Raw genomic sequence first — 25819 nt, forward strand, 5'->3', positions numbered from 1 at the left:
TGACAGAAGTGTTTTCTGTCAGGGATTTTTTTCATCGAAAGGAGCCGATCATGCACTGTTTCCCCACATATGAAGATGCAAAACGATATGCTGCCCTGGGATTTGACACCATGCCCGTGGCTGCATCCATTCTTTCGGACTTCATCACCCCCATGGAAGCCCTCCGGATCCTGAAACACGTGTCCAGCCACGTATATCTGCTGGAGAGCGCCAAAAAAAACGGCACCTGGGGCCGCTGGAGCTTTCTGGGGTATGAGCCCCGTATGGAAATCACCTGCATCGATCACGTCATGCACATCCAGGACCTGGAACTCGAGACTTGGGATCCTGTCATCCAGCTGCGGCAGATCATGGACAGGCACAGAGGCCCCCGGATCCACGGCATGCCGCCCTTTGCGGGAGGACTCGTCGGCTGGTTCTCCTACGACGCCATCCAGTACGCGGAACCATCGGCGAAGGTTTCCGTCCAGGATCCGGATGCGTTCCGGGACCTGGACCTGATGCTCTTTGACACCGTGATCGCCTTCGACCACCAGCGCCAGCAGATCCTGCTCATTGCCACCGTTGATTTGCACTGCCTGGACGTGTCGTGGAACCGGGCACAGCTGCAGATCGCCCACATGAAAGACCTGCTGGAAACCGGCACCAGAGCCGAAGAACCGGTAAGCCGGCTTGTATCCGACATCCGGCCGCTGTTTGACCGCCAGGCCTGGAGAAACATGGTGCAGCTGGCCAAAGGCCACATCCATGATGGAGACATCTTCCAGATCGTGCTCTCCAACCGGCTGTCTGCGGAATTTGAAGGCACCCTGCTGGAAACTTACCGCCACCTGCGCACCATCAACCCCTCTCCTTATATGTTCTATTTCTCCGGAACGGATGTCGAGGTCGCCGGTGCCAGTCCGGAAACACTGGTAAAACTCGAAGACGGCCGGCTGTCCACCTTTCCCCTGGCGGGGACCAGGAAACGGGGGGCCACAGAAGAGGAAGATCTGGTGCTGGAAGCTGAGCTTCTGGCGGATGAAAAGGAACTGGCGGAACACGACATGCTGGTGGATCTGGGGCGCAACGACCTGGGGCGCGTCTCCAGACCCGGCAGTGTGCAGGTGGAAACATTCCATGAAGTACAGCGGTTCTCCCATGTCATGCACCTGGCAAGCACGGTCACCGGACAGATCCGCACAGACCTGGACGCCCTGGATGCCATCCGGGCGGTGCTGCCGGCCGGCACGCTCTCCGGTGCCCCGAAGATCCGGGCCTGTCAGCTGATCGGCGAACTGGAAGGCACGAAACGGGGCATCTATGGCGGGTGCATCGGATATCTGGATTTTTCGGGAAACATGGATATGTGCATTGCCATCCGGCTGGTGTACCACAAGAACGGACAGGTGTTTGTCCGCAGCGGTGCGGGCATTGTCGCGGATTCCGATCCGGAGAAAGAGTATGAAGAGTGCCTGAACAAGGCGCGTTCCTCGCTGAGCGCCCTGCTGCAGGCCCAGGAGGACAGACTGTGATTCTGCTGATAGACAACTACGACAGCTTCACCTGGAATCTGGTCCAGATGACACAGGAACTCGGCGCCGATGTCCGGGTGGTCCGAAATGACCGGATCACGGTGGACGAAATCAGTCAGCTGCAGCCCACGCACATCCTCCTGTCACCCGGGCCGGGAAAACCGGCGGATGCGGGCATCACTCTGGAGGTCGTCCGCGCCTTTGCCGGCCGGATCCCCCTCTTTGGTGTCTGTCTGGGTCACCAGGCCATCTGTGAAGCCTTTGGCGCAACCGTTGCCCATGCACCCCGGCTCATGCACGGCAAGGCCAGCCGGATCCGGACGGAACCTGGTTCCCGACTCTTTGCCGGGCTCCCACCGGAATTCAGTGCCGGGCGGTATCACTCCCTGGCAGCCAGGGAAGACACCCTGCCCCCGGAACTGGTGGTGACAGCCCGAAGTGAAGACGGCCAGGTCATGGCCGTGGAACACGAAAGTCTGCCGGTGTTCGGGGTGCAGTTCCACCCGGAATCCATTCTCACACCCCTGGGAAAGGACATCCTGGCCGGCTTTCTGAAACACACCGCACCGGCTGCATCCACCTTGCCCGGCGCACACACAACCCCACAGGAAGGAGAACCCGCATGATCCGCGAAGCCATTGAAAAAATCGTGAACAAGGAAGACCTCACGTATGAAGAAGCATATGCCGTCATGAATGAAATCATGGACGGAGCCACCACCCCGACACAGAATGCCGCATTCCTGGCAGCACTGTCCGCCAAAAGCGCGAGAGCCGAAACAGCGGAAGAAATCGCCGGGTGTGCCGCTGCCATGCGGGAACACGCCACGCCGGTGAAGACAGACTTCGAGATCTTTGAAATCGTGGGAACCGGCGGCGACGGATCCAATTCCTTCAACATCTCCACGGTCTCTGCCCTGGTGGCGGCAGCTGCCGGCATGAAAGTGGCCAAGCACGGCAACCGTGCGGCGAGTTCCCGGTGCGGCACAGCCGACTGCCTGGAAGCCCTGGGCGTGAACCTGGCCCAGGATCCGGAGAAGGCCAGGCAGATGCTGGAAGAAACCGGATTCTGCTTCTTTTTCGCCCAGCACTACCATGCCTCGATGAAGTATGTGGGCGCCATTCGCCGGGAGCTGGGGTTCCGCACGGTATTCAACATCCTGGGTCCTCTGACCAACCCCGCCTCTCCCTCCATGCAGCTGCTGGGGGTCTACGATGAATACCTCACCGAACCCCTGGCCCATGTGCTCTCGAACCTGGGCGTGAAGCGGGGCATGGTTGTGTATGGCCAGGACCGGCTGGACGAGATTTCCCTCTCGGCGCCCACCACGGTGTGCGAAATCCGGGATGGCTGGGTGAAAAAATACGAACTCACCCCGGAGCAGTTCGGCCTGGCCCGCTGCCGGAAGGAAGACCTGACCGGCGGCACCCCGGACGAGAATGCGCGCATCGCCAGAGACATCCTGTTGGGAGAACGCGGCCCGAAGCGAGATGCCGTGCTGATGAATGCGGGGGCGGCTTTGTACATCGGCGGCAAAGCGGAGACCATGGCCGCAGGCATCCGTCAGGCGGCCAAACTGATCGATTCCGGAAAGGCCCTCAAGACACTGGAGGCAGTCATTGCCGCAAGCCAGGCCTGAGGCGGTGGATCATATGGCGAAACCCACCATTCTGGAGACCCTTGCCTGTGCCGCACAGCGCAGGACACAGGAGAACAAACGGCGGCTGCCACAGGAACAGCTCGAACAGCTGGTCCGGACAGCCCCTGGCCACCTGCCGCCCTTTGCCTTCGAGAAAGCCCTGCAAACCAAAGGGCTGTCTGTCATTGCCGAAGTGAAAAAGGCCAGCCCCTCCCGAGGCATCATTGACGACACATTCGCCTGTCTGGACATTGCCCGCTCCTACGAAGCTGCCGGAGCCACCTGTATTTCCGTGCTCACGGAACCCACACAGTTTCTGGGCAGCGACGCGTATCTGAAAGAAATCGCCGAAAGAGTGAACATTCCGGTTCTCCGCAAGGATTTCATCGTGGATCCGTACATGATCCTGGAAGCCCGTTTACTGGGCGCCGATGCGGTGCTGCTCATCGTGAGCCTGCTCGAAGACGGTCAGCTTCAGGCATATCTGCGTCTGGCGGATTCTCTGGGGCTTTCGGCGCTGGTGGAATGCCACGATGCAGACGAAGTGCGCCGGGCGCTCCAGGCCGGGGCCCGTGTCATTGGTGTGAACAACCGGAATCTGAAGACCTTCACGGTGGATACCGCCAACAGCCGGACTCTGGCGGGACTGGTCCCGGAAGAGACTCTGTTTGTGTCCGAAAGCGGCATCCGGACAGCCGGTGATGCAGCCGCAGCGGCAGATTTTGCCGATGCCATCCTCGTGGGGGAAGCCCTGATGAAAGCCGGTGACAAGGCGGCAAAACTGGCGGAGCTCACCGGACAGCAGGCACCCGCTGCTGCGGATGAAGGCAGCCTTTGATGGAGCGCCGTGGCATCATGCAGGTGAAATTCTGCGGACTGCGGACCATGGCGGATGTGGAAGCGGCCAACCGGGTGCATCCGGATATGGCGGGATTTGTGTTTGCGCACGGTTCCAGCCGCCGCATCGATGCGCGTACAGCTGCGCTTCTCAGATCCCGCCTGGACCCTTCCATCCGGGCTGTGGGGGTGTTTTGCGACCAGGATCCGGCCGCGATCGAAGAACTGGTCAAGAACGGCATCATTGACATGATCCAGCTCCATGGACAGGAATCGGAAGAAATGGTGCGGCAGCTCAGACGCCTGGCCCCGGTGATCCGGGCCTTCAGGATCCGCAGTGTCCTGGACCTGGAGGCAGCCCGGAAAACCCGGGCGGACATGGTGCTCCTGGATGCAGGCGCCGGGGAAGGAAAGACCTTTGACTGGAGCCTGACAGCAGGGTTTGACCGGCCGTATATCCTGGCAGGGGGACTGACTCCGGAAAATGTTCGGATCGCGGCAGCGTTGCAGCCCTGGGGACTGGATGTCTCCAGCGGGATCGAGACCCGGGGCAGGAAGGATCCCGGGAAAATGCAGGCATTCATGGAAGCCGCCGGCTGCCGCCGGATACCGGCACCAAAGAGGGAGATGGTCCGCCAAGACGGCATGGGCTGGGCCCGGTTTCTGCTCCTGGCAGCATCAACAGCCACAGGAAACCGGAAAGACAGGAAAGGAGACAGCAGGAAATGAAGACAGAAAACAGGGACAACAGACCGGGGCGCTTCGGCGTTCACGGGGGACAGTACATCCCGGAAACGCTGATGCACGCCGTGCAGGAACTGGAAACGGCCTACAGCCGGTACAAAGAGGATCCGCAGTTTCAGGAAGAACTGCAGACGCTGCTCGATGAATACGCCGGACGCCCCTCGCGGCTGTACTATGCCGAAAAAATGACCCGGGATCTGGGAGGGGCGCAGATTTACCTCAAGCGCGAAGACCTGAATCACACAGGGGCCCACAAAATCAACAATGTCCTGGGACAGGCGCTTCTCGCAAAGAAAATGGGCAAGACCCGTCTGATTGCGGAGACCGGAGCCGGGCAGCACGGAGTGGCCACCGCCACGGCTGCCGCCCTGCTGGGGATGGACTGTGTGGTGTTCATGGGGGAAGAAGACACCCGGCGACAGGCGCTGAATGTCTACCGCATGAAGCTGCTCGGAGCCACGGTGGTGCCGGTGACCAGCGGAACCGCCACGCTCAAGGACGCGGTCTCGGAATGTATGCGGGAATGGACCCGGCGGATCGATGACACGCATTACTGCCTGGGAAGTGTCATGGGTCCCCATCCCTTCCCGACCATTGTCCGGGACTTTCAGGCGGTGATTTCCCGGGAAAGCCGGGCACAGATGCTGGAAAAAACCGGACGCCTTCCAGATGCGGTGATCGCCTGTGTAGGCGGGGGATCCAACGCCATCGGCAGCTTTTACCACTACATCGATGACTTTGCGGTCCGCCTGATTGGCTGTGAAGCGGCGGGGCGGGGAATCGACACGCTGGAAACCGCCGCGACGGTGAACACCGGACGGCCGGGGATCTTTCATGGCATGAAGTCCTATTTCTGTCAGGATGACCAGGGCCAGATCGCGCCGGTATACTCCATTTCCGCGGGCCTGGACTACCCCGGTGTGGGGCCGGAACATGCCTGGCTCCATGACGTTGGCCGGGCAGAGTATGTCCCGGTGACGGATGAGGAAGCCGTGGAAGCCTTCGAATACCTGTCCCGGACAGAGGGCATCATTCCAGCCATCGAGTCGGCACATGCCATCGCGTATGGGATGAAGCTGGCAAAAGAGATGGGACCGGACCAGAGCATCCTGATCACCGTCTCCGGCCGGGGAGACAAAGACGTGGCGGCGATCGCAAGATACCGCGGGGAGGATCTTCATGACTGAATTCAATCAGGGAGCGAGCCGGCTGCAGGAGGCTTTCAGCCGCGGCAAGGCCTTCATTCCCTTCATCACCTGCGGCGATCCGGATCTGGAAACCACAAAAGCGTGCATCCGGGAAATGGCGGCCGCGGGAGCCGGTGTCATTGAACTGGGTGTGCCGTTCTCAGATCCCACGGCAGAAGGACCCGTGATTCAGGCAGCGAGTGAGCGGGCCCTGAAAGCCGGCGTCACACCCCGGGCGGTGCTGAACATGGCCCGGGACCTGCGGGAAGAAGGCATCCAGGTGCCATTTGTGATCATGACCTATGCCAATGTGCCCTTTGCCTTCGGTGCCGATGCCTTCATGGAAGCCTGCGCGCAATGCGGGATCGACGGCCTGATCCTGCCGGATGTCCCCTTTGAGGAGAAAGAGGAGTTTCAGTCTGTGTGCGATGCGCATGGAGTGGCTCTGATTTCCCTCGTTGCCCCGACCTCCCGGGAACGGATCACCATGATTGCCCGGGAAGCCGCGGGATTCATTTACCTGGTCAGCAGCCTGGGCGTCACCGGTACCCGGACCGAGATCCGGACGGATCTGGATGCCATTGTGGCGCAGATCCGAGAACAGACCGATGTGCCTGTGGCGATCGGGTTCGGTGTGTCCAGTCCAAAACAGGCCCGGCAGATGGCGCAGTCTGCCGATGGTGTCATTGTGGGGTCGGCGATCGTAAAGCTTGTGGGCCGGCATGGGATCAAAGCCGCCGGACCGGTTGGAGCCTTTGTCCGCGAGATGGTGGAGGCTGTCCGTCCGGCGGGAAGGACAGCCTGACGTTCCCAAAAATCCGGAAAAACTGCGAATATGCGAAAAACGTTCCCAAAAACTGGGAACGTTTTTGCGACTTTCTCAAAAAATTGAAAAAACTGCGAAGGTTCTACCGAAAAGTCCTTTTTACTGATACTCTGCCGATCCGGTATCTGTACTTTTGTGCCGATCCCTGATAAAGTCCTTGTATTTGGATAAAGGAGTGACTGTATGAACTGGTGGATCATTCTGGCTGTGACCTTTTTTGCCGGCATGGGGGCTGGTCTGGGTACCGGTTTTGCCGGCATGAGTGCCGCGGCAGTGATTTCTCCCATGCTCATCACGTTTCTGGGCATGGAACCTTATACGGCGGTAGGAGTGGCGCTGGCCAGTGATGTCCTGGCAAGTGCTGTCTCCGCCTGGACGTACGGGAAGAACGGAAACCTGGATATCCGGAATGCGCTGGTCATGCTGGCAGCCGTTCTTGTCTTCACCATGACCGGATCCTGGGTCTCCAGCGTGGTGCCCGGGGCTGCAATGGGCGGCTTCTCGGTCTTCATGACCTTTCTTCTGGGAATCAGGTTCATCGTCAGACCTGTCATGGTCACTGCCGGCACTCAGGGAGATCTGGACCGGAGTACCCGGATCCGCCAGTCGCTGATCTGGGGAGCGCTCATAGGTTTTGTCTGCGGTTTTGTGGGAGCCGGAGGCGGCATGATGATGCTTCTGGTCCTGACCGGTTTCCTGGGGTATTCACTAAAAATGGCGGTGGGGACCAGCGTGTTTGTCATGACCTTTACCGCGCTGACAGGCGCGCTGTCGCACTTTGCCATTGGCGGCCTGCCGGATTGGACCATTCTCACCCTGTGTGTGTTCTTCACCCTTCTCTGGGCCCGGATCGCTGCCGTGTTTGCCAACAAAGCCGATCCGAAAACGCTCAACCGCGCTGTCGGCGTGGTTCTTGTGGTGCTGGGGATCGTGATCCTGGGGTTCCAGTTTCTGGAGTGAGAGACTGAAGATGCAAAAATTCCCGTGGTTCTGTGAAAGGAGCCGCGGGAGTTTTGTGCTGCCGATGATGGGTGCAGCTCAGCATCCGGCCGTCACAGCCGGAAGCGTTGTAAAGCATGTCCTATGCTATCGGATGCTATGGTGAAACAGGACAGGAGGGAATTCAATGAACCTTGAAAACAAAACAGCGCTGGTGACCGCCAGTACAAGAGGAATCGGTCTGGCAATCGTGCAGCGCTTCGCAAAAGAAGGAGCCACAGTGTATATGGCTGCCCGGCGGATGGAGTACGCCCAGCAGCTGGCAGACGAAATGAATAAAGCCGGCGGCAAGGTGAAGGTGGTGCACTTTGATGCCTATGATGACAGCTGCTATCAGTCCATGGTGGATACCGTGATGCAGCAGGAAGGGCACCTGGATATTCTGGTGAACAATTTCGGCACTTCAAATCCCAGAGAGGACAGAACAATGGAGGACACAGACTGGGATGTGTTCCGGGATACCCTGGATGTGGATCTGAAAAGTGTGTTTCTGGGAACCAAGGCAGCCATTGGTGCCATGAAGACGCCGGGCGGTTCCATCATCAACATTTCGTCCATTGCAGCCACGACACCGGATATTTCCCAGGTGGCATATGGGACCTCCAAGGCAGCGATCGACCAGATGACGAAACTGACAGCGGTGCAGGCAGGACAGTACAATATCCGGTGCAATGCGGTGCTGCCGGGGATGACAGCCACGGATGCGGTGAAGGATAACCTGAGTGATGCCTTCCGGGACATTTTCCTGAAGCAGACCCCGCTGAAGCGGATGGCAAAGCCGGAGGAGATTGCGGCTGCTGCAGCGTATTTTGCCAGTGACGATGCCGCCTTTGTCACGGGGCAGATTCTTGAAGTGGCCGGCGGATTCGGTCTGGGCACACCAGTATACGGGGATCTGATGGCTGCGGGAACGAAGCGGTAGGAGAGCAGAAAAACAGCAACAGGAGAACCATGGCAGCCGGTGGCTGCCTTTTGTTGTGTGTCGGGCATGACGCACATCTAGCCGGTGAAAGTCCGGTCACGGGTATTTGCCGCCAAGTGTAGTGAACCGCAAGTCGAAAGCCGCGAGGCTGGGATGGAAGAAGCGGTGTAGCCAATCTGACGAGCCTACGAACAGAAACCTGATACAAGGCCAAATGGCGGGTGAGGTTGCAACACAAACCAAAGCCCAAAAGGCAAACGTAAAACCAAGACGGTAAATCAGGAGGTTGTGCAGAGAAAGATGTGTGCCTTACCCCGAGAGATCTCGCAGACGTCAGTCCAATAAGCTTTAAAAACAGCGATGGTGGTGCCAGTGGCATACGGTCCGAAAATGTTTACTGCGAGAAGTCAGAGCGGAGCATAGTAGGTAGTAATACTGAAGGCTCCTGCCGGTTATAGTGAGCGAATCGCTTTTGAGTAATTACCCTGCAGTCCGAAAGTCAGAATAGTCATAAGGTGAAGGATCGTAACCGGAGCCGGTGAAATGGATGGGGACGGTCAGGGAGTCTCTGTAAGAAAGAAGGAAACGCAAAATGAGATTGTCAGATTTGATTCTGGAATCCTCCAACATGGAGAAGGCCATCAGAAAGGTAGTGTCAAACCGCGGTTCAGCGGGAATCGATGACATGCCCGTTGATGAGATCAGAGCATGGATGGAGGTGAATGGGGATGAACTTGCAGAACAAATCCGGGAAATGAAATATAAGCCCAGTCCTGTCCGCAGAGCCTATATTCCCAAGCCAAATGGGAAAAAGAGGCCCTTGGGCATCCCGACTGTCGTAGACAGGGTCGTCCAGCAGGCTACGTATCAGATACTTTATCCGATATTTGATTCCACGTTCAGTGACAGCAGTTTTGGATTCAGAGAAGGTCGAAGCGCCCATCAGGCCATCGAGCGAACTCTGGAATATCTCAACGAAGGATATGAGTGGGTCGTGGACCTGGACATTGAAAAGTTCTTTGATATGGTCAACCACGACAAACTGATCTCGATCATTCGCCTGAAGGTCAATGAAAAGGAGACCCTTCACCTGATCCGTTCTTTTCTTAAAGCCGGAGTCATGGAAGAGGGGAAACTGAATAGAAATGACCTAGGGACGCCCCAAGGTGGTAATATTTCGCCGCTCCTTGCCAACATCTATCTGGATGTATTTGACAAGGAACTTGAAAACAGAGGATTGAGATTTGTCAGATACGCTGACGATGTCACGATCTACTGCCGAAGTGAGATGGCCGCCAACCGGGTAATGAGATCTGTATCCTCTTGGCTCGAACGGAAACTGTTCCTGAAGGTTTCGCCAACCAAAACGCATGTAGTCAGACCACCTGAAAGTACATTCCTTGGATTCACTTTCTGGAAGGGTAGAGACGGATGGAAGTGCAAGCCGGCAAACGACAGAAAACAGAGACTCTATAAGAATATGAAAGAGCTCCTGTGCCGTCGGAAAGCCGCTGCCATGCCTTTATCCGATCTGTTTACGAAAGTTAATCAGAAAGTCAGAGGATGGATCAACTATTTCAGTATTGGTTCCATGAAAAGATTCTTAATAGAATTTGGACAGTGGCTAAGACACAAAATTCGGGTAGTGATCTTTAAGCAATGGAAAAGACCGAAAACGCTCTTCAAGAATCTCATGATTCTGAACAAGCAGTTCAAAACGGGATTTTCCAAGGAAGAGATACGGCAGACTGCCAACTCGAGACTTGGCCTGTGGCGAACTACTGGGTGGAGGACTGTGAATTTCATCTTATCACCAAAGGTTCTTGCGTTACCCAACAAGGAAAAAGAACGACCGGGTCTGATCGACCCGGTCGGGTGTTACCTGAACTTACAGAATAAATCATAGCAAATTCATGAATGCCCGCAAGGGCAATATAACTGTAGAGCCGTATACGAGATCCGTACGTACGGTTCAACGAGAGGGGCGGAAATCACTGAATTTCCCCTCTACTCTATTCATAACAAAACGTGGGTTTGTATACGGCGGTTTTCGGGTTATGCCAGTGACAGGGTCCACCATTGCATGGACGACCACCGGTCTTTTTTTCCGGGGAATGAAATTCGTTTACATTCTTCTTTCATTTCCTTACAATATTTTCATGGCAGCTGATGTTTCGCCTGGAATTCTGGCGAAGACCGGCCGCAGGAGGATTAGTATGAAGAAGAAACTGCTTGCAGCTCTGTCTGCTTCAGCCATACTGCTGGCGGGCTGTCAGACCGATTCCAAACCCGTGATCGGTGTGGCTCAGCTGGTGGACCAGACATCCCTGAACATCATCCAGAATGCGATGCTGGATGAGTTTGAGGAACTGGGATACAAAGACGGTGAAAACGTGGTCATCGACTAGCAGAATGCAGCGGGCAAAGCCGAGAACCTGAACACGATCTTTTCGCAGTTCCAGAGCGAAGATGCTGCAGCTGTTGTAGCCATTACCACAGCAGCCGCGCAGTCGGCACAGAACTTTACGGACAGTTACCCGGTGATTTTCTCGGCGGTGGCAGATCCTGTGGGAGCCGGAATCGTGAAGGATCTGGAACATCCGGAGGGCAATATCACGGGGACAAGTTTCGAGGTGCAGGTGGACCAGATCATCGATCTGATCATGGAACTGAATCCCGATGCGAAGACCATCGGTGCGCTCTATACACCCGGCGAGGTGAACGGAGTTTCCACACTCAACCGGTTCAAGACGTACGCGAAGGAAAAGGGTCTGGAAGTGATTGACGGCACCGGAACCGATCTGACCACTCTGCAGCAGGCAGCGCAGATGCTCGTGGAAAAATGCGATGTGCTGTTTTCGCCGAATGACAACATCGTGGCTTCGGGCATGACGGCGCTGGCATCCATTGCCCTGGAAAACCAAGTTCCGTATTATGCTGCATCGGATTCCATGGTGCAGGATGGGGCCTTTGCCACGGTGGGCATTGACTACGAGGAACTGGGAAGGGAAACCGCCAGGATGACTGTGGAAGTCCTCAAAGGCAAGGATCCTGCGGATATTCCCGTCAAAGTCTTCCGGGACAACCTCAGCATCTATATCAACCAGAAGACGCTGGACAGTCTGGAAAAGGACTGCAGGACAAAGCTGGTCCTGCCGGAGCCGGTGATGAAGGCGGACAACCTGAAACTTCTTGATTAGACAAACACCCCCGGAAGGAAAAATCCGGGGGGTGTTTGTCTGAATCCGTGTCTGAGGGGAGCGGGCAGGCAGAAGATTTGGGATTGAGCACTTTGGCAGCTAACCACCGCAAAATGGCAGCAAGCCGTTGCTGCCATTCTTTCAAAGCAGGAAGTATTCAACGGATCTTGAATTACCTGTTCTTCCAATGATGTGAGCTGCCATCAGCTGATTCAGGAGGTTTGTGGTTTTGGAACGGGAAAAACCGCAGTGGTCTTCAATGGCCTGTCTCCCGGCAAACTTTTTTTCCATGAGAAACAGATAAATCTTCTGCTGATCCGGACTCAGATCAGTCAGCTGATTTACAACTGGAAGCGTGACTGAAATTGTGTTTTCCGCCGCATGGAAAGACGGCTTGACGATTTCATTTTGATAGCTGTTCAGGATTCGTCTCACACCGGTACCGAAACGTTCGATCAGACCAAGCCGCAAAAACACATAGGCAATATGAGGATTGCGTGGTACGGAGTAGAAATCCTGGAAGTACAGTGTTTCGTTCATGTTTTCGGGAAATCCTCCCGGCGAAATGATTTCTATTCTGTCTTCCAGCATGGCAATCTGGATCCGGGCATTCCCGATGGACCAGTCGCGATGAACCAGAGCATTGGCCAGTGCTTCACGGAAAGCCACCTCGGGGATACGGAGGGATACGGTCCGTTCCATCCCTTCGATGCGTTCTGAAGAGTAGAAGAGAAAGAACAGATCGCAGGCATCATTGTATATATCCAGAACAGACTGTTTTTCCAGTGTTCTTCTTGCAAGGATCTCATTGTGATCAGTTCCGAAGCGGACAATGTCTACTCCAGGGAAACTGTTTTCAGATGAAAAAAGGAGACCCGCATTGGTATATCCGTAGCTTTTATCGTAGAGATCAAAAGTGGTCATTGTATCCTTTCCCAGTGTTTCCAGACCGATTTTTTTCTGAAGCAGCTTTTCCAGTGTGGGAAAGGTCAGGTCCTCTTTCTTGCAGGGAAGCTGATCGAATGTCAGATTCCTGTCTTTCAGAATCATATCCATCAGCAAAGAGCGGTCAATGGGAACTGTGGAAGAATCGCGGCGTATATAGGCCTGGCCCTGATAAAAATAAGGAGCAAAAGGGCTTTTCGAAACTTCGAGTGTGACCGTTCTGTTACCCTCATCAACATGGATATTGAATGCTGGAACAGGGTTCAGTGAATTGTTGATTTTGTTTTCAATGCTTAAAGCGGAGCTGGTCAGATCCCTGAGACCTTTGATTTCCAGTGTATCGGTGACACCAAAAACGATTTTTCCGGTCCTGAAATTTGCGTAGGCAGAGACAGTTTTAAGGAATGAATCTGTTACTTTTTCCTTATATTCCAGAGTGTCTGATTCTCTTTCCATACAGTATTCTCCTTCAGTAAAGTCAGTATAGCAGCTAATCGCGAAAAAATGGTAGCAACGTGTTGCTACCATTTTTTCGCGATTAGCTGCCATTTTCCAGCCGGACCGCCAGCGGAACCTGCCGGACGTGCCCGTCTGCCCGCTGCCAATGTTCGCTCTGGCCACAGCCCGCAGGGCTGGCATTGCCCGGAAAACCCCACAACAAAAGGAGGACGCATCCCTTCAAACTGATGCGTCCTCCTTCTTTCTTTTTATGTAGTCCGCTGTTCTGCGGCCTCAGTCCCGGACTTCCTTCGCCTTCTCCCGCCGGCTTTTCTCCCGTAGGGGCTGGATTTCGCCCAGGTCATAGGGCGTGGTCTGGTAGACGAAATAGTTGATCCAGTTTGCATACAGCAGGCTGGCACTGGACCGCCAGGATACCACGGGGTCTCTGGTGTCGTCGTTATCCGGGTAGTAGTTCTGCGGCATGTCGATGGGCAGGCCCTTGTGCTTGTCCCGCAGGTACTCCTTTTCCAGGGTCCGCGGATCATACTCCGAGTGACCGGTGATGAAAATCTGACGCCCGCCCTGGGTGCTCACGGCGTAGATCCCTGCCTCGGGGCTCGAGGCCAGGACCTTGAGCTGCGACTCATTCCGGATCCCCGCTTCATCGGACTCCGTGTGACGGGAATGGGGCACCATGAAGGTTTCGTCAAATCCCCGGAACAGCATGCTGTTGGGGCGCTCCGTGTGATGCGCAAAGACCCCGAACAGCTTTTTGTCCAGCTGATGCTTGGCAATGCCGTAATGATAGTACAGTCCCGCCTGGGCGCCCCAGCAGATGTGGAATGTCGAGTGCACATGGGTCCGGCTCCACTCCATGATTTCACAGAGCTCCGGCCAGTACTCCACCTCCTCGAAGTCCATGTTCTCCACCGGTGCCCCGGTGATGATCATGCCGTCAAAATACCGGTCTTTGATGTCCTCGAAGGTGGAGTAGAAGCGCAGCATGTGTTCCTGCGAGGTGTTCTTCGATTCATGACTCGCCGTCTGCATGAGTTCGAGCTCCACCTGCAGCGGGGTGTTGGACAGCAGCCGGCACAGCTGGGTCTCGGTTTCAATCTTCGTGGGCATCAGATTCAGGAGAAGGATCTGCAGGGGCCGGATGTTCTGTGTCCTGGCCCGGTCCTCTTTCATCACGAAGATGTTTTCGTTTTCCAGCGTCGTGACAGCCGGCAGGTCATTGGGGATGCAGATCGGCATCAGGCCTGCTCCAGTGCCTGGGCGAGGTCGTCAATGAGATCCTGTGCATCTTCCAGCCCGCAGGAGAACCGGATCATGGAGGGGGAGATCCCGCATTCTGTGAGCTGTTCATCCGTCATCTGCCGGTGCGTCGCACTCGCCGGGTGCAGGCAGCAGCTCCGGGCATCCGCGACATGGGTTTCGATCGCTGCAGTTTTCAGCGCCTTCATGACGCGCTCCGCTGCCGCGCGCCCGCCTTTGATCTCGAAGCTCACCACCCCGCAGCAGCCATCCGGCAGATATTTTTCGGCCAGGGCGTGATACTTGTCCCCGGGAAGGCCCGCATACTGCACGGCTTCCACCTTCGGGTGGCTGTCCAGAAACTGCGCCACCGCCAGTGCCGTCTCGGAGTGCCGCTTCATCCGCAGGTGCAGCGACTCGAGCCCCAGGTTGATATAGAAGGCGTTCTGCGGCGACTGCACACAGCCAAGGTCCCGCATGAGCTGGGACGTGGCTTTGGTGATATAGGCGCCGCCCTGGCCGAATTTTTCGGTGTACACCACCCCGTGGTAGCTTTCGTCGGGTGTGGTCAGGCCGGGGAAGCGGTCATTCTGTGTCCAGTCGAAGTTGCCGCTGTCAATGATCGCCCCGCCGATGCTGGCCCCGTGGCCGTCCATGTATTTGGTCGTGGAATGCGTCACGATATCTGCCCCGTGTTCAATGGGCCGGCAGAGAACCGGGGTCGCAAAGGTGTTGTCGATCACCAGAGGAACCCCGCCGTCATGGGCAGCCTTGGCCCAGGTTTCGATGTCCAGCACCGTGAGCGCGGGATTGGCAATGGTTTCCCCGAAGACCGCCTTTGTATTGGGACGGATCGCCGCCCGGATTTCTTCATACGTGCTGTCGGGAGACAGGAACGTCACATCCACGCCCATGCGTTTCATGGTCGTGCCGATGAGATTGAAGGTACCGCCGTAGATCGAACTGGATGCCACGATGTGGTCCCCCGCCCCGGCGATGTTGAACAGCGCCATGAAGTTTGCGGCCTGTCCCGAGGATGTCAGCATGGCCGCCGATCCGGCCTCCAGGGCGCAGATCTTCGCCGCCACGGTGTCATTGGTGGGATTCTGGAGCCGGGAATAGAAATAGCCTTCGGCTTCCAGGTCAAAGAGCTTTCCCATGTCCTCGCTGGTGTCATAGCGGAACGTCGTGCTTTGCACAATGGGGATCTGCCGGGGTTCTCCGTTCCCTGGGCGATAGCCCGCCTGTACACATTTGGTGCCTTGTCTCATATCTGTATCCTCCCTGTTCTCTGTTCCTGTGCCGATGCCTGCAGCCAGGCCCGGAAAATAAAAAAGCGGCTGCCACAGGACGAAAGCCGCGCTTCGTGGTACCACCTGAATTCGCAGGCGTCTGCCTGCCTCGAGGAAATAACGGTTCCTGCCGTTCCGCCGTTTCTTGCGGACTGCTCCCGGGCCATGTTCACCGGGTCCCTTGCAGATCCTTTCACCGTACAGATCCTCTCTGGGGCTCAGGGCTTCGGCTACTCTTCCGTTCCACGCATTTGGTTTATTATAGCAGACGACAGACAGGATGGAATACCGGTTTTGGTGGACGAGAATGGAATAAAAAAGATTACCGTGATAAAGCCCTTTCACATAATATCCCACAATGTGGCGATTATTTTACCGCAGGGCTTTTGTATCCTATGAGTGAGCCAAGGATAGAGGCTCACTTCATAATCAAATTCCCTTTCTTAAACTTTCTTGGAAAAGAGGCCGCAAGGTCTCTTTTTCAATTGTACCGGGCAAAACCGCGCATTTTACGGCGGTCAATGATTGACTCGGGTAACCAGAACGCGCATTGGTCTGACCCTTTACGGTGGTAAAAAAGTGAATCGGGTAAACCCTGGATTTGTCAAGACTTTTTAATGTGGTAAAGCGCTTTCACACACTTTCCCACAGTGTGGCGATGATTAAAACATACACCCTTGGTAGACTAAGGACGAGTCAAGGATAGGACTCACTTCATAATCAAATTCCCTTTCTTAAAACTTTCTGCAAAAGGCCCGTGCAAGCGGGCTTTTTGTATTGCGGAGAAAAAACTGCAACGCAGGAAAAGGAGGAATCTGCATGAATGACAGAAAAACGGACACCAGGAATCTGGACGGGACACAGTTTGCGGCGTTCAGCCGGGAGATGGAGCACCGGATGGAGCAGCTGCTGTGTATGAAAAGACTGCTGGAGCAGACGAAGACGGCAATGGATGACTGCCGTGAGCCGGCCCGTACACTGTATGACTGGTATTTCAAAGGCAGCTGGCTGCAGGACAGAGACCGGGAAGAAAAACACCCGCTGAAGCAGCCGGCGGGTGTCTACAGCGAAGACGGACTGTATGACCTGTTTCAGGATCTGGAGGATCTTTGCAGATCAGTGGAAGAGGCAGTCCGTGACTTCCGGCTGCAGATGAATCCGGAAACCGGAGACGGAGAAAAAAGCCGGGGGATTGTGCAGGACGGACAACAGAGCCAGAAACAATAATAAACACAAAAAGTACTGTTGGATTACATCCGGCACAGTCAAATGCTGCTGGATTGAATCAGATACAATCACATCCTGATGCACTTTCAGACTGCTCTCTCATTTGTCAGTTGCGCAGGTGGGCGCAGGCGGACTGGTGCAGAGAATGGCCTTTCACTGGCTCAGGGAAAACAAAACGCCGCCTGCGCAGCTTCCCGGGTTTGGCAGGGACCGGAGAAGATGCGGGGAAGGACTGTCCGCAAAGCGGCTGTGCACAATGGAAATGCATCCGATGAAAGAAGTTCGTAATAGGAAATCTTTTTTCCGTTTTGCCTGATGGCAGAATCCGGAAATACATAAATTCTCTGCAGAAGTTCATCCTCATCCTGCATGACTGCCTGCATTCTGACTTCATCAGTCTGCGGATACAGGGAACTTCCCTGATCTCAGAGAGGAGCCAGTTTGATTGCATCGCTTTCCCGATTGTAGAGAAATCTCCAGTTCCGATATGCGAAGATTCGAACCGCCTGGAAGATGATGCGGAATGTTTCTCTGTCTGCACTGATGGCTTGTGTACCAGCGGCTTGCGGCCAGCACTGTGCCGGCTGCTTCGGCGGGTCTTCCTAAAGGACAGTCAGAGCTCAAGATGCATCAGCTGCATGGTGAATATGAATGGTATGGTTCAGCTGCATAGATGTGCTGGATTAAATCCAACACAATCCAACAGTGTTTGATTTAATCAGACAAAATCCATACAAATCTGATTCAGCGCTGCAAAACCGGTCATCGTCACCGGGCCGGCCCGCCCTCCACTGACAGACTCCACAGTCGGAAAAAGACAGAAAACCACCGCCCTTTTGCAGTCCCTTCACCCGCCAAGGGAAGGCAGCTGCAGCAGGACGGTGGTTTTATCATGCAGTCAGGATCACTGCCGCAGGGCAGTCACAGCCGGAATCTTCACGGCACGGGCGGCGGGGAAGAACCCGGAGGCCAGACCGATCGCCAGGGAGAATCCCATCCCCAGCAGCGCCAGCCACCAGGGAATGGCCGACAGCTGCATGCCTGCAACCTGATTCATGCCAAAGGAAATGAGATACGACAGCACGATTCCCGCCGCGCCGCCCAGAAAGCCGATGAGCCCGGACTCCGTCAGAAACAGCAGCCGGATGTCCCGGGTCCGGCACCCCAGGGCCTTCATGATGCCGATCTCCCGGGTCCGCTCGGTAATGGACATGATCATCGTATTGGTGATGCCGATTGCTGCCACCAGCAGGGAAATGGCACCCAGGCCCCCCAGCACCAGCTGTATGGTACGGGCCTGTTCATCCATGGATTCCCGCAGGCTCTTGTAGGAATTCGTCATGTACCCTGCCGTTTTCAGCGACGCTTCCACATCCGGGACTTCCTCCATGTCGGCGGTCTTCACATCGATTTCGCTGTAAGTCTTTGACGGAGAAGTCATGCCAAACCGCCGGCTGGCTTCTTCCATGATTTCCTGCAGGGCTTTCTGGTCCATGATGATGCCCTCGGAGGTTTCATACCCCAGGGAATAGTTCTCCTCCAGCATCCCCACCGGCCGCAGCTGGACTTCATAGGGCTCGCCTTCCGGATCCATGGGATTGGACAGAGACAGCGTCAGTTCCGTGTTCATGGGATCAAACCACGGAGCCGGGGCGTTTTCCGCGGTGAAGTTTCCGCTTTCGTCCATGCTGTAGCGGTCCACCATGTCTTCTCCCTCCGGACGGGCTGTATCCCGGAAACTGTAGGCCGAATACTGCCCCACCAGGACCGGAACCGCCGATGAGGTCCGGGAAAGGTTCAGGCTGCCCATCAGGGGTTTGTACCCCGCAGCTTCCAGCTCATTGCGGTCCACACCCACCACATTCGCCCAGCCAGACTGGTAACGGCCGTTGGAGGCAGTGATCCCGGACATGAAGTCACTCAGGGATTGCTTCGCGATCACGGTCTTAGCCCCGGGAGTCTCCTGAATCGTGCGCAGATCGCTGTCCTGCAGTATGCCGTCTGCCTTGCCCATGACCTGAATCAGCGTCAGGTCCCCCATGCCTGCCATCATTTCTTCGGTGGACTTCGTCAGTCCCACGCCAATGGACACCATCACGACAATGGAAGTGCAGCCGATCATGACGCCAATGGCGGTCAGGATGGTCCGGGACAGCCGCTGGCGCAGATTGTGGATGGCCAGAGACAGGATGTCAGAGGGTTTCATGGCTGTCCGGGCCGCTCTTTGGATCTTTGCTGTCGCTGTTTTCCGGTTCCGGATTGTCAAAGAGAGCCGTCACATCCCCGGGCTTCGCCAGAGTGGCTTTCTTCTTCTTTCTGCTGCGCAGCCACCAGAATGCCGCAGCCGCCAGAACGATCAGGCCTGCCGCCAGCCAGCCCCAGGGAATGGACGGCGTTTCTTCTTCCATGGGCATCATTTCGCCGCCTTCCGGTGCTGTGGGTATGTTTTCCTGCACCGGCAGTGTGAGCTCGAAGGACTTCTTCACTTCTTCCCCGGCAGTGTTTTCCCAGGCTATGACAGCCTTGAAGGTGTGATCTCCGGCTTCCTGCGGGGTCAGAATCAGGTCGATGCTGCCCGAACGCCCGGAGTCGATGTTACCCAGGTTCTGCTTTGGACTCAGAGTCGTCATGTCGCCCTCCACATAGGCCTCCAGGTTGTACACCGTGCCCTTTCCCTTGTTGTTGTAGGGAACACTCAGGGTGTATTCCTGACCTGCCACCGCCGGGGTCAGATCCTTTGGCGCCTCCAGCTCAAACCGGTCCGGTTCCGTGACTGGGATGGCAATGCGCTCCTGTGCGGTTTTCTCCAGACGCTGGTCTCCATCCACATACTCATAGGTGAAGCTCACTGTGCAGGAGGGTGAAGAACTCTTGTCCATGTTCAGGGCCTTCATGGGTATTTTCTGCGAACGGACAGCCCCGGCGCCCAGGTTCTCGAAGAAGAATGTGTTGCTGGAATTGGTGATGGTCAGCCCCTCTTCCGTTTCCACGCTCATGAGGATATTTTCCACAGCCAGGGATTTGGAGGTGTTCCGGAATTCGATGGAGAGATCGAATTTCTTTCCTGCCTGCACAGACTCCCCACCATAGGTGTACTTCGAAATGATGATATGCGGCGTGGCGGTCTGGATCTTCACCGGCTCCGAACCCTCGCCGCCGTAGGATCCCCCGAAGCCGCCATAGGCATCCCCGCCATCTGTTCCGGGATCGGTCTGTGTGCCGTTTTCCGGATTCTGTTCCGGGTCCTGGCGATCTGCCTCTTTCTCCGAAACTTCATAAATCCGCACATCCTTGCGGGCTGCACCGCCGGCGGTCTCCAGGGTGAAGGCAAAGTTGTCCTCCTTGCCCCGCCAGGCCACATCCTCAAAAGTCACCTCCAGACGCAGGGGCTTGTCCTGCTGTGAAGCCAGTGTGATCACCGGTGTGCCACCCTTGAAGGCATCCGACAAGCGGGTCACGGCCAGGTTTTCCGGATCTTTTCCCGGCTGTGATGGCGTGAAGGCCGAAGTCGGACGGGGAGAAGTCAGAGTCAGTTTCAGGTCGGCTCTCTGCCCCTTTTCCCAGGCATCGGACTCTTTGCCTTCAATGAAGACCCGGATATCGGAAATGCTCACAAGCCCGGCCAGGTTCTCCTTCTGATCCTGTCCGTCCGTTCCCGGATTCTTTGTGTCAGCCGGATCTGTGGCCGGTGTCTTTGTCTCTTCTGTTGTTTCGCGTTCAGGCTGCGGGTGCGCATTCTGTGCCATGACAGGCATGACCGGAACGGCCAGCAGAGCCGCCAGCGCCAGGGCGCTCAGTCGTTTTTGTGTTCTGTATGCTGATTCCATGTTTCCTCCACAATGTTTCCGTCTTTCAGTGTGATGATGTGATCTGCCCAGGCTGCGGCGTCCGGGTCGTGACTGACGATGACGATCGTCTTGCCCGACTGCCGGGAAAACCGGTGCATCATCTCCATCACCGCCCGGGAACTCTTCGAGTCCAGGTTCCCCGTGGGCTCATCCGCGAAAATGATCTCCGGGTCCGTGATGAAGGCCCGGGCAATCCCGGCACGCTGCTGCTGGCCCCCGGACATCTGACCGGGTTTGTGACGCATGCGGTCTTCCAGGCCCACTGCCTTAAGCAAAGCGGCGGCTTTTGCCTCTCTTGTATTCCGGCTGATGCCTTCAAAGAGCAGCGGAAGCGCCGTGTTTTCCAGCAGGCTGAGATGCGGCAGCAGATTGTAGGACTGGAAAATGAAGCCCATGTGCCGCCGGCGGAAATCCGTCAGCTGTGTCTGGTCCAGCAGGTTGATGATCGTGCCGTCTATGCGGACAGCGCCGGACGTGGCCGGTTCCAGTCCCGCCAGCTGATTGAGCAGGGTGCTTTTCCCTGAACCGCTGGGTCCGAAGATGCAGCAGATTTCCCCCCTTGCAATGTCCAGGGAGACATCGTCCAGTGCCACCACCGGATCATCCTCCACCGGGTATTCCCGCCGCAGGTGCCGGACTTCAATGATGGGCTGCGGTGTGTTGTTCATAGTGATCCCTTTCTTCCTGTCTGGTGAGGACGCCGGCTCCGGTGTCACCGGAGGCCGTACGTGTGTCATATACAGCGTACCGTCCGCAGGACCTGCTTTTTCTTAAAAACTTTCAAAGTTTCCGGCATAGTCTGTCAAGTAAGAGAGCATCTGGCGGATCTGTGATGCTGCGGTCCGTGCAATCCGGGGAGCAGTCTGTGTATCCGGACCGGAAAATGGCAGACGGATGCAAAATTCAGGGCCGGGGCAAGGTATAATGAAACGTATGAGACAAGCCACACTGTTTGACATGACAGACGAATCCCGGGAATCTCCTGTGCAGGAATCTGCCAGGGATGGAAATGCGAACGCCCCCCTGGCCGACCGCATGCGGCCCGTGACCCTGGAGGACTACATGGGGCAGGAAGCCCTGGTCGGTGAGGGCCATGCACTCCGGCAGATGATCGAATCCGATGCCGTCACCTCCATGATTCTCTGGGGACCCCCGGGGGTGGGAAAAACCACCCTGGCCCGGATCATTGCCCATGGCACGAAGTCACGCTTCGTGAACTTCTCCGCCGTCAACACCGGGGTGAAGGACATCCGCCTCATCATGAAAGAAGCACAGGAGGCCCGGGATGCGGGCATTCCCACGATTCTGTTTGTCGACGAGATCCACCGCTTCAACAAATCCCAGCAGGATGCCTTTCTGCCCTATGTGGAAAGCGGGCTGATCACACTCATTGGCGCGACGACTGAAAATCCCAGCTTTGAGCTCAATTCCGCTCTGCTCTCCCGGTGCCGGGTGTTCACACTCGAGGGGCTGAAAAAGGAAGACCTGAAGAAGCTCCTGGAACGGGCATTGAAGGATCCGGCAGGGCTTGGAACCATGCAGGTGCACATCACGCCGGAACAGATCGACAAAATTGCCGGTTATGCCCATGGGGATGCCAGGTTCTGCCTCAACACCCTGGAAATGGCGGTAAAGTCCTCGCCCCAGGATATGGAAGGCGTGCACATCACGGATGAGATCCTGAGCCAGACGCTGTCCCGGAAATCCATGATGTACGACAAGGACGGCGAAGAGCACTACAATGTGATTTCCGCCTTCCACAAATCGGTCCGCAACTCCGATCCCGACGCCGCGCTGTACTGGCTGGCCCGCATGCTGGAAGCCGGGGAGAATCCCCTGTACCCCGCGAGGCGGATGATCCGCATGGCGAGCGAAGACATCGGGATGGCAGATTCCCGGGCGATGCAGATCGCCATTGCGGCGTATCAGGCTGCCAGCTATCTGGGGATGCCGGAATGCAATGTGCATCTGGCGCACTGTGCGGTGTATCTGTCCCTGGCCCCGAAATCCAATGAAATGGAGAATGCCTACTTTGCAGCCCGGGATGATGCCAGGGCCACGCTCGACCAGCCTGTGCCTCTGCATCTGCGCAACGCCGAGACCCGGCTCATGAAGGACCTGGGATACGGGGACGGCTATGAATACTCCCACAACTATCCCCACCGCATGACAGATATGGTGTGTCTGCCGGAGGGACTGAAGAACCGGACCTATTATCATCCATCGGATCAGGGATCGGAGGCGGCGGTCCGGCGGCGGATTGCGCAGATACACGCCATAAAACAGGAATATGCACGCAGCAGGAGGAAGAAATGATCAGAGAAATTCATTCGCTGCAGGAAACCGCTCAGTTTGCGGAAGAACTTGCACAGAAAATACAGAACCATACCGTGACCCTGTGTCTGGACGGCGACCTGGGGGCGGGGAAGACCACCTTCACCAAGTCCCTGGGTCGTGCGCTGGGTGTGAAGTCCGTCATCAACAGCCCGACGTTCACGATCATGAAAAACTACACCGACGGCGCAGGGAATCCCTTCACGCACATCGATGCCTACCGCCTGGAGGGCGCCGGACAGGATCTGGGGTTCGACGAAGTGTTCGACGAAGGCATCAGTGTGGTGGAATGGTCGCAGTACATCCCGGACCAGCTCCCGGCGGACACCATCCGCATTGCGATCACCCAGGGAACCGGGGAAGACCGGACGTTTGACGTGACGGGCACCGGTGTCTGGGCAGCTGTGTTTGCACCGGAAACCGCGCAGGCCGATGCCGGAAAGGAGACAGTCGCATGATCACACTGGCCATGGATACCGCCTACCGCCACCTGACTGTGGGGCTCTTTGAGGACACGAAGCTGCTGGCGGGCACAAGCTTTGAATGCTTCAAGAAACAGAGCGAGAATCTCTTCCCGGAACTGGAGAAGGCGCTGGAGAAGGCAGGGCTCACGATGCAGGACATCGACCAGGTGGTCATCACCGACGGACCCGGCAGCTATACCGGGGTGCGTATTGCGATGACGGTGGCGAAGGTGCTGGCCAGCCAGAGGCAGATCCCGCTGTACACCATCAGCACCCTGCAGCTCTATGCGGGGACAGCGCCGGCTGTGAACGTGCTCCTGGATGCCCGGGGCCACAGAGCCTATGCGGGGCATGTGGAAAACGGCGTGCTGACTGAACCGGAAACGATCCTGACCGAGGCGGAGTACCGGAAATTCCTGGACAGCCACCCGGGGAGCCTCATGGGAGACGTGCCGGTGGAAGGAACAGAACCGGTGCATCCGGACTTCCTGCAGAACTTCATCGACCTGCAGGCACAGTGGGTGCCTGTCAAAAACGTTCATGCGGCTGTGCCCCGGTATCTGAAGGAATCCGATGCCTACAAAACAGCCCCGGCAGCCGCCGTTGCGGAGTCCCATGCAGGCTGAGGCACAGACTCTGGTCCTGCAGGAAGCGGGTCCGGAGGATGTGGACCGGTTGACGGCCATGGAAGCCGCCTGTTTTGCCCTGCCCTGGACCAGGGACAATGTGGCGGGGGAGATGGAAAGCAATCCCTTCAGCCACGGCTGGTTCCTGGTGCGCGCCGGTGGGGATGGCATGTCGGGGGAGGCTGTGGCGTATGCCTTCATGTGGGAGACCTTCGAAACGGCACAGATTGCCCGGATCGGCGTACTGCCGCCATTCCGCCAGCAGGGGCTGGGGCTGAAGTTTCTGGCGCTGCTCAAGGAACGGGCAGCGGGTTCGGGCTGCGAGTTTCTGCGGCTGGAAATGCGGGCCTCCAATGAAGCGGCGAGAAAACTGTACGAAAAAGCCGGCCTGATCCAGGCTGGTGTGACGAAACGATATTATTCGGATGGGGAAGACGCCATATCCATGGTGGCGGCCCTGGAAAGCGAGGAAACGACATGCTGGTGATCGGCATTGAAAGCAGCTGCGACGAAACCGCAGCAGCGGTGGTCAGAGACAAAAAGGAGATCCTGTCTTCGGTGATTGCCTCTCAGATCGACACGCACAAGGCCTTTGGCGGGGTGGTGCCGGAGGTGGCGAGCCGGATCCATGTGGAGAACATCTCCGGTGTGATACAGCAGGCCATTGACGAAGCGGGCATTTCCATGGAGGACGTGGATGCGGTGGCCGTCACAGCGGGACCCGGTCTGGTGGGGTGCCTGCATGTGGGTGTGCAGGGTGCGAAGACCCTGGCGGCGGTGTGGAACAAGCCGCTGATCCCGGTTCACCACCTGGCGGGACACATCTACGCCAATGAACTGGTGACGGATCTGCAGTTTCCGCTGGTGGCACTGGTGGTCTCCGGCGGCAACTCCGAGCTGGTGTACATGAAGGATGAAAACTCCTTCGAGATCCTGGGCCAGACCCAGGATGACGCCATTGGCGAGGCCTACGACAAAGTCGCCCGGGTCATGGGTCTGGGCTATCCGGGCGGACCGGTGATCGACAAGCTGGCACAGCAGGGCAAGGCAGTGTATGACCTGCCGGAGCCGAAGACGCAGGGCCGCTATGATTTCAGTTTCTCGGGCCTGAAGTCCGGGGTGCTGCAGTTCATCAAACGCTGTGAGCGAAAAGGCCAGACCTTCACACAGGAGGACCTGGCGGCGAGCTTCCAGAAAGCTGCCCTGGATGAAGTCTTCGACCGGGTGAAGCTGGTGCTGGAAGACCACCCGGAAGTGAAGCAGTTTGTGGTGGGCGGCGGCGTATCCGCCAACTCCGGTCTGCGGGCCCGGGTCGACGAACTTCGCCAGGAATACCCGGACAAGACCTTCACCGTGCCCCCCATGCGCTGCTGCACCGACAATGCGGCGATGATTGCCGTGGCAGGAGAAATTGCGGCAGAACAGGGGCGTGTGGCCGATGCCCGGCTCACGGCGGATCCCGGGTGGGAAATCTGCTGAGGAAAGACCCGGCAAGGGTATTCAAAGGCCGGTGGCTC

General features: G+C 56.8%; 24 protein-coding genes and 1 other annotated feature. Of the genes, 18 read left to right on the top strand and 6 right to left on the bottom strand.

Annotated elements, in window-relative coordinates; translation table 11 throughout:
* Nucleotides 1–50 precede the first annotated feature (50 nt).
* The 12 genes from aalo17_RS00835 to aalo17_RS00885 all read left to right on the top strand — a co-directional run bounded on the left by aalo17_RS00835 (nt 51) and on the right by aalo17_RS00885 (nt 11868).
* Nucleotides 51–1514, top strand: a complete 1464-nt coding sequence (locus aalo17_RS00835) for an anthranilate synthase component I family protein (protein WP_067560023.1) — start codon at nt 51–53, stop codon at nt 1512–1514.
* Nucleotides 1511–2140: an anthranilate synthase component II gene (locus tag aalo17_RS00840; protein WP_082743157.1), complete on the top strand. Its 630-nt coding sequence runs from the start codon at nt 1511–1513 to the stop codon at nt 2138–2140. The genes aalo17_RS00835 and aalo17_RS00840 overlap by 4 nt, the downstream gene beginning before the upstream one ends.
* Complete coding sequence (gene trpD / locus aalo17_RS00845) at nt 2137–3153, top strand: anthranilate phosphoribosyltransferase (protein ID WP_067554298.1); 1017 nt, start codon at nt 2137–2139, stop codon at nt 3151–3153. Before aalo17_RS00840 ends, trpD begins: the two co-directional genes overlap by 4 nt.
* A gap of 13 nt (nt 3154–3166) precedes the next feature.
* Nucleotides 3167–3991, top strand: a complete 825-nt coding sequence (gene trpC, locus aalo17_RS00850) for an indole-3-glycerol phosphate synthase TrpC (protein WP_067560025.1) — start codon at nt 3167–3169, stop codon at nt 3989–3991.
* Entirely contained in the window at nt 3991–4719 is a 729-nt protein-coding gene (locus tag aalo17_RS00855; RefSeq protein WP_203225833.1) for a phosphoribosylanthranilate isomerase, read from the top strand. The genes trpC and aalo17_RS00855 overlap by 1 nt, the downstream gene beginning before the upstream one ends.
* A complete protein-coding gene (gene trpB / locus aalo17_RS00860; protein ID WP_067554303.1) occupies nt 4716–5921 on the top strand; it encodes a tryptophan synthase subunit beta in 1206 nt (401 codons plus the stop codon). The genes aalo17_RS00855 and trpB overlap by 4 nt, the downstream gene beginning before the upstream one ends.
* A complete protein-coding gene (gene trpA, locus aalo17_RS00865; protein WP_067554306.1) occupies nt 5914–6726 on the top strand; it encodes a tryptophan synthase subunit alpha in 813 nt (270 codons plus the stop codon). Before trpB ends, trpA begins: the two co-directional genes overlap by 8 nt.
* Before the next feature lie 204 nt (nt 6727–6930).
* Entirely contained in the window at nt 6931–7707 is a 777-nt protein-coding gene (locus aalo17_RS00870; RefSeq protein WP_067554309.1) for a sulfite exporter TauE/SafE family protein, read from the top strand.
* A 166-nt stretch (nt 7708–7873) separates the two neighbouring features.
* Nucleotides 7874–8668, top strand: coding sequence for a 7alpha-hydroxysteroid dehydrogenase (gene hdhA / locus aalo17_RS00875; RefSeq protein WP_067554313.1), 795 nt, complete (start codon nt 7874–7876; stop codon nt 8666–8668).
* Nucleotides 8669–9260: 592 nt separating this feature from the next.
* Nucleotides 9261–10574 carry a group II intron reverse transcriptase/maturase gene (gene ltrA / locus aalo17_RS00880; protein ID WP_067554315.1) on the top strand — a complete coding sequence of 438 codons (1314 nt, stop codon included), beginning with the start codon at nt 9261–9263 and terminating at the stop codon, nt 10572–10574.
* Between the two features lie 310 nt (nt 10575–10884).
* Entirely contained in the window at nt 10885–11076 is a 192-nt protein-coding gene (locus tag aalo17_RS12525) for a type 1 periplasmic-binding domain-containing protein (protein WP_145907386.1), read from the top strand.
* A gap of 36 nt (nt 11077–11112) precedes the next feature.
* Nucleotides 11113–11868 (top strand): ABC transporter substrate-binding protein, encoded by a 756-nt coding sequence (locus tag aalo17_RS00885; protein ID WP_236940524.1) that lies wholly within the window; start codon nt 11113–11115, stop codon nt 11866–11868.
* Between the two features lie 141 nt (nt 11869–12009).
* Here the strand turns inward: aalo17_RS00885 and aalo17_RS00890 are convergent, their stop codons facing one another.
* From aalo17_RS00890 to aalo17_RS00900, 3 genes are all read right to left on the bottom strand, one after another.
* Nucleotides 12010–13269: an ATP-binding protein gene (locus tag aalo17_RS00890; protein ID WP_067554318.1), complete on the bottom strand. Its 1260-nt coding sequence runs from the start codon at nt 13267–13269 to the stop codon at nt 12010–12012.
* 276 nt (nt 13270–13545) lie between these two features.
* Nucleotides 13546–14511 carry a homoserine O-acetyltransferase MetA gene (gene metA, locus aalo17_RS00895; RefSeq protein WP_067554322.1) on the bottom strand — a complete coding sequence of 322 codons (966 nt, stop codon included), beginning with the start codon at nt 14509–14511 and terminating at the stop codon, nt 13546–13548.
* Complete coding sequence (locus tag aalo17_RS00900; RefSeq protein WP_067560028.1) at nt 14511–15782, bottom strand: O-acetylhomoserine aminocarboxypropyltransferase/cysteine synthase family protein; 1272 nt, start codon at nt 15780–15782, stop codon at nt 14511–14513. The genes metA and aalo17_RS00900 overlap by 1 nt, the downstream gene beginning before the upstream one ends.
* A 72-nt stretch (nt 15783–15854) precedes the next feature.
* Nucleotides 15855–16058, bottom strand: a binding site (T-box leader).
* 564 nt (nt 16059–16622) lie between these two features.
* Between aalo17_RS00900 and aalo17_RS00905 the strand changes: the two genes are divergently transcribed.
* Nucleotides 16623–17030: a DUF4298 domain-containing protein gene (locus aalo17_RS00905; RefSeq protein ID WP_067554325.1), complete on the top strand. Its 408-nt coding sequence runs from the start codon at nt 16623–16625 to the stop codon at nt 17028–17030.
* Between the two features lie 904 nt (nt 17031–17934).
* On the opposite strand, the gene aalo17_RS00915 is transcribed toward aalo17_RS00905, so the two are convergent.
* Genes aalo17_RS00915 through aalo17_RS00925 form a run of 3 tightly spaced genes read right to left on the bottom strand, consistent with a single transcriptional unit; the run spans nt 17935 to nt 21546 of the window.
* The gene (locus aalo17_RS00915; protein ID WP_067554331.1) at nt 17935–19236 is read right to left on the bottom strand and encodes an ABC transporter permease; all 1302 of its coding nucleotides are present in this window, start codon (nt 19234–19236) and stop codon (nt 17935–17937) included.
* Entirely contained in the window at nt 19223–20857 is a 1635-nt protein-coding gene (locus aalo17_RS00920) for a COG1361 family protein (RefSeq protein WP_067554334.1), read from the bottom strand. Before aalo17_RS00920 ends, aalo17_RS00915 begins: the two co-directional genes overlap by 14 nt.
* Nucleotides 20824–21546: an ABC transporter ATP-binding protein gene (locus aalo17_RS00925; protein ID WP_067554337.1), complete on the bottom strand. Its 723-nt coding sequence runs from the start codon at nt 21544–21546 to the stop codon at nt 20824–20826. Before aalo17_RS00925 ends, aalo17_RS00920 begins: the two co-directional genes overlap by 34 nt.
* A gap of 265 nt (nt 21547–21811) precedes the next feature.
* Here aalo17_RS00925 and aalo17_RS00930 point away from each other — a divergent pair, with 265 nt between their 5' ends.
* From aalo17_RS00930 to tsaD, 5 genes are read left to right on the top strand one after another with little or no spacing between them, the layout of a single operon-like run.
* A complete protein-coding gene (locus aalo17_RS00930; RefSeq protein ID WP_067554340.1) occupies nt 21812–23194 on the top strand; it encodes a replication-associated recombination protein A in 1383 nt (460 codons plus the stop codon).
* Nucleotides 23191–23670, top strand: coding sequence for a tRNA (adenosine(37)-N6)-threonylcarbamoyltransferase complex ATPase subunit type 1 TsaE (gene tsaE, locus aalo17_RS00935; RefSeq protein ID WP_067554343.1), 480 nt, complete (start codon nt 23191–23193; stop codon nt 23668–23670). The genes aalo17_RS00930 and tsaE overlap by 4 nt, the downstream gene beginning before the upstream one ends.
* Entirely contained in the window at nt 23667–24302 is a 636-nt protein-coding gene (gene tsaB / locus aalo17_RS00940; RefSeq protein ID WP_067554346.1) for a tRNA (adenosine(37)-N6)-threonylcarbamoyltransferase complex dimerization subunit type 1 TsaB, read from the top strand. Before tsaE ends, tsaB begins: the two co-directional genes overlap by 4 nt.
* Entirely contained in the window at nt 24250–24789 is a 540-nt protein-coding gene (gene rimI, locus aalo17_RS00945) for a ribosomal protein S18-alanine N-acetyltransferase (protein ID WP_082743160.1), read from the top strand. Before tsaB ends, rimI begins: the two co-directional genes overlap by 53 nt.
* The gene (tsaD, locus tag aalo17_RS00950) at nt 24780–25781 is read left to right on the top strand and encodes a tRNA (adenosine(37)-N6)-threonylcarbamoyltransferase complex transferase subunit TsaD (RefSeq protein ID WP_067554353.1); all 1002 of its coding nucleotides are present in this window, start codon (nt 24780–24782) and stop codon (nt 25779–25781) included. The genes rimI and tsaD overlap by 10 nt, the downstream gene beginning before the upstream one ends.
* Nucleotides 25782–25819 lie beyond the last annotated feature (38 nt).

It is taken from the genome of Faecalibaculum rodentium (assembly GCF_001564455.1).
Taxonomy (GTDB): Bacteria; Bacillota_I; Bacilli_A; order Erysipelotrichales; family Erysipelotrichaceae; genus Faecalibaculum; species Faecalibaculum rodentium.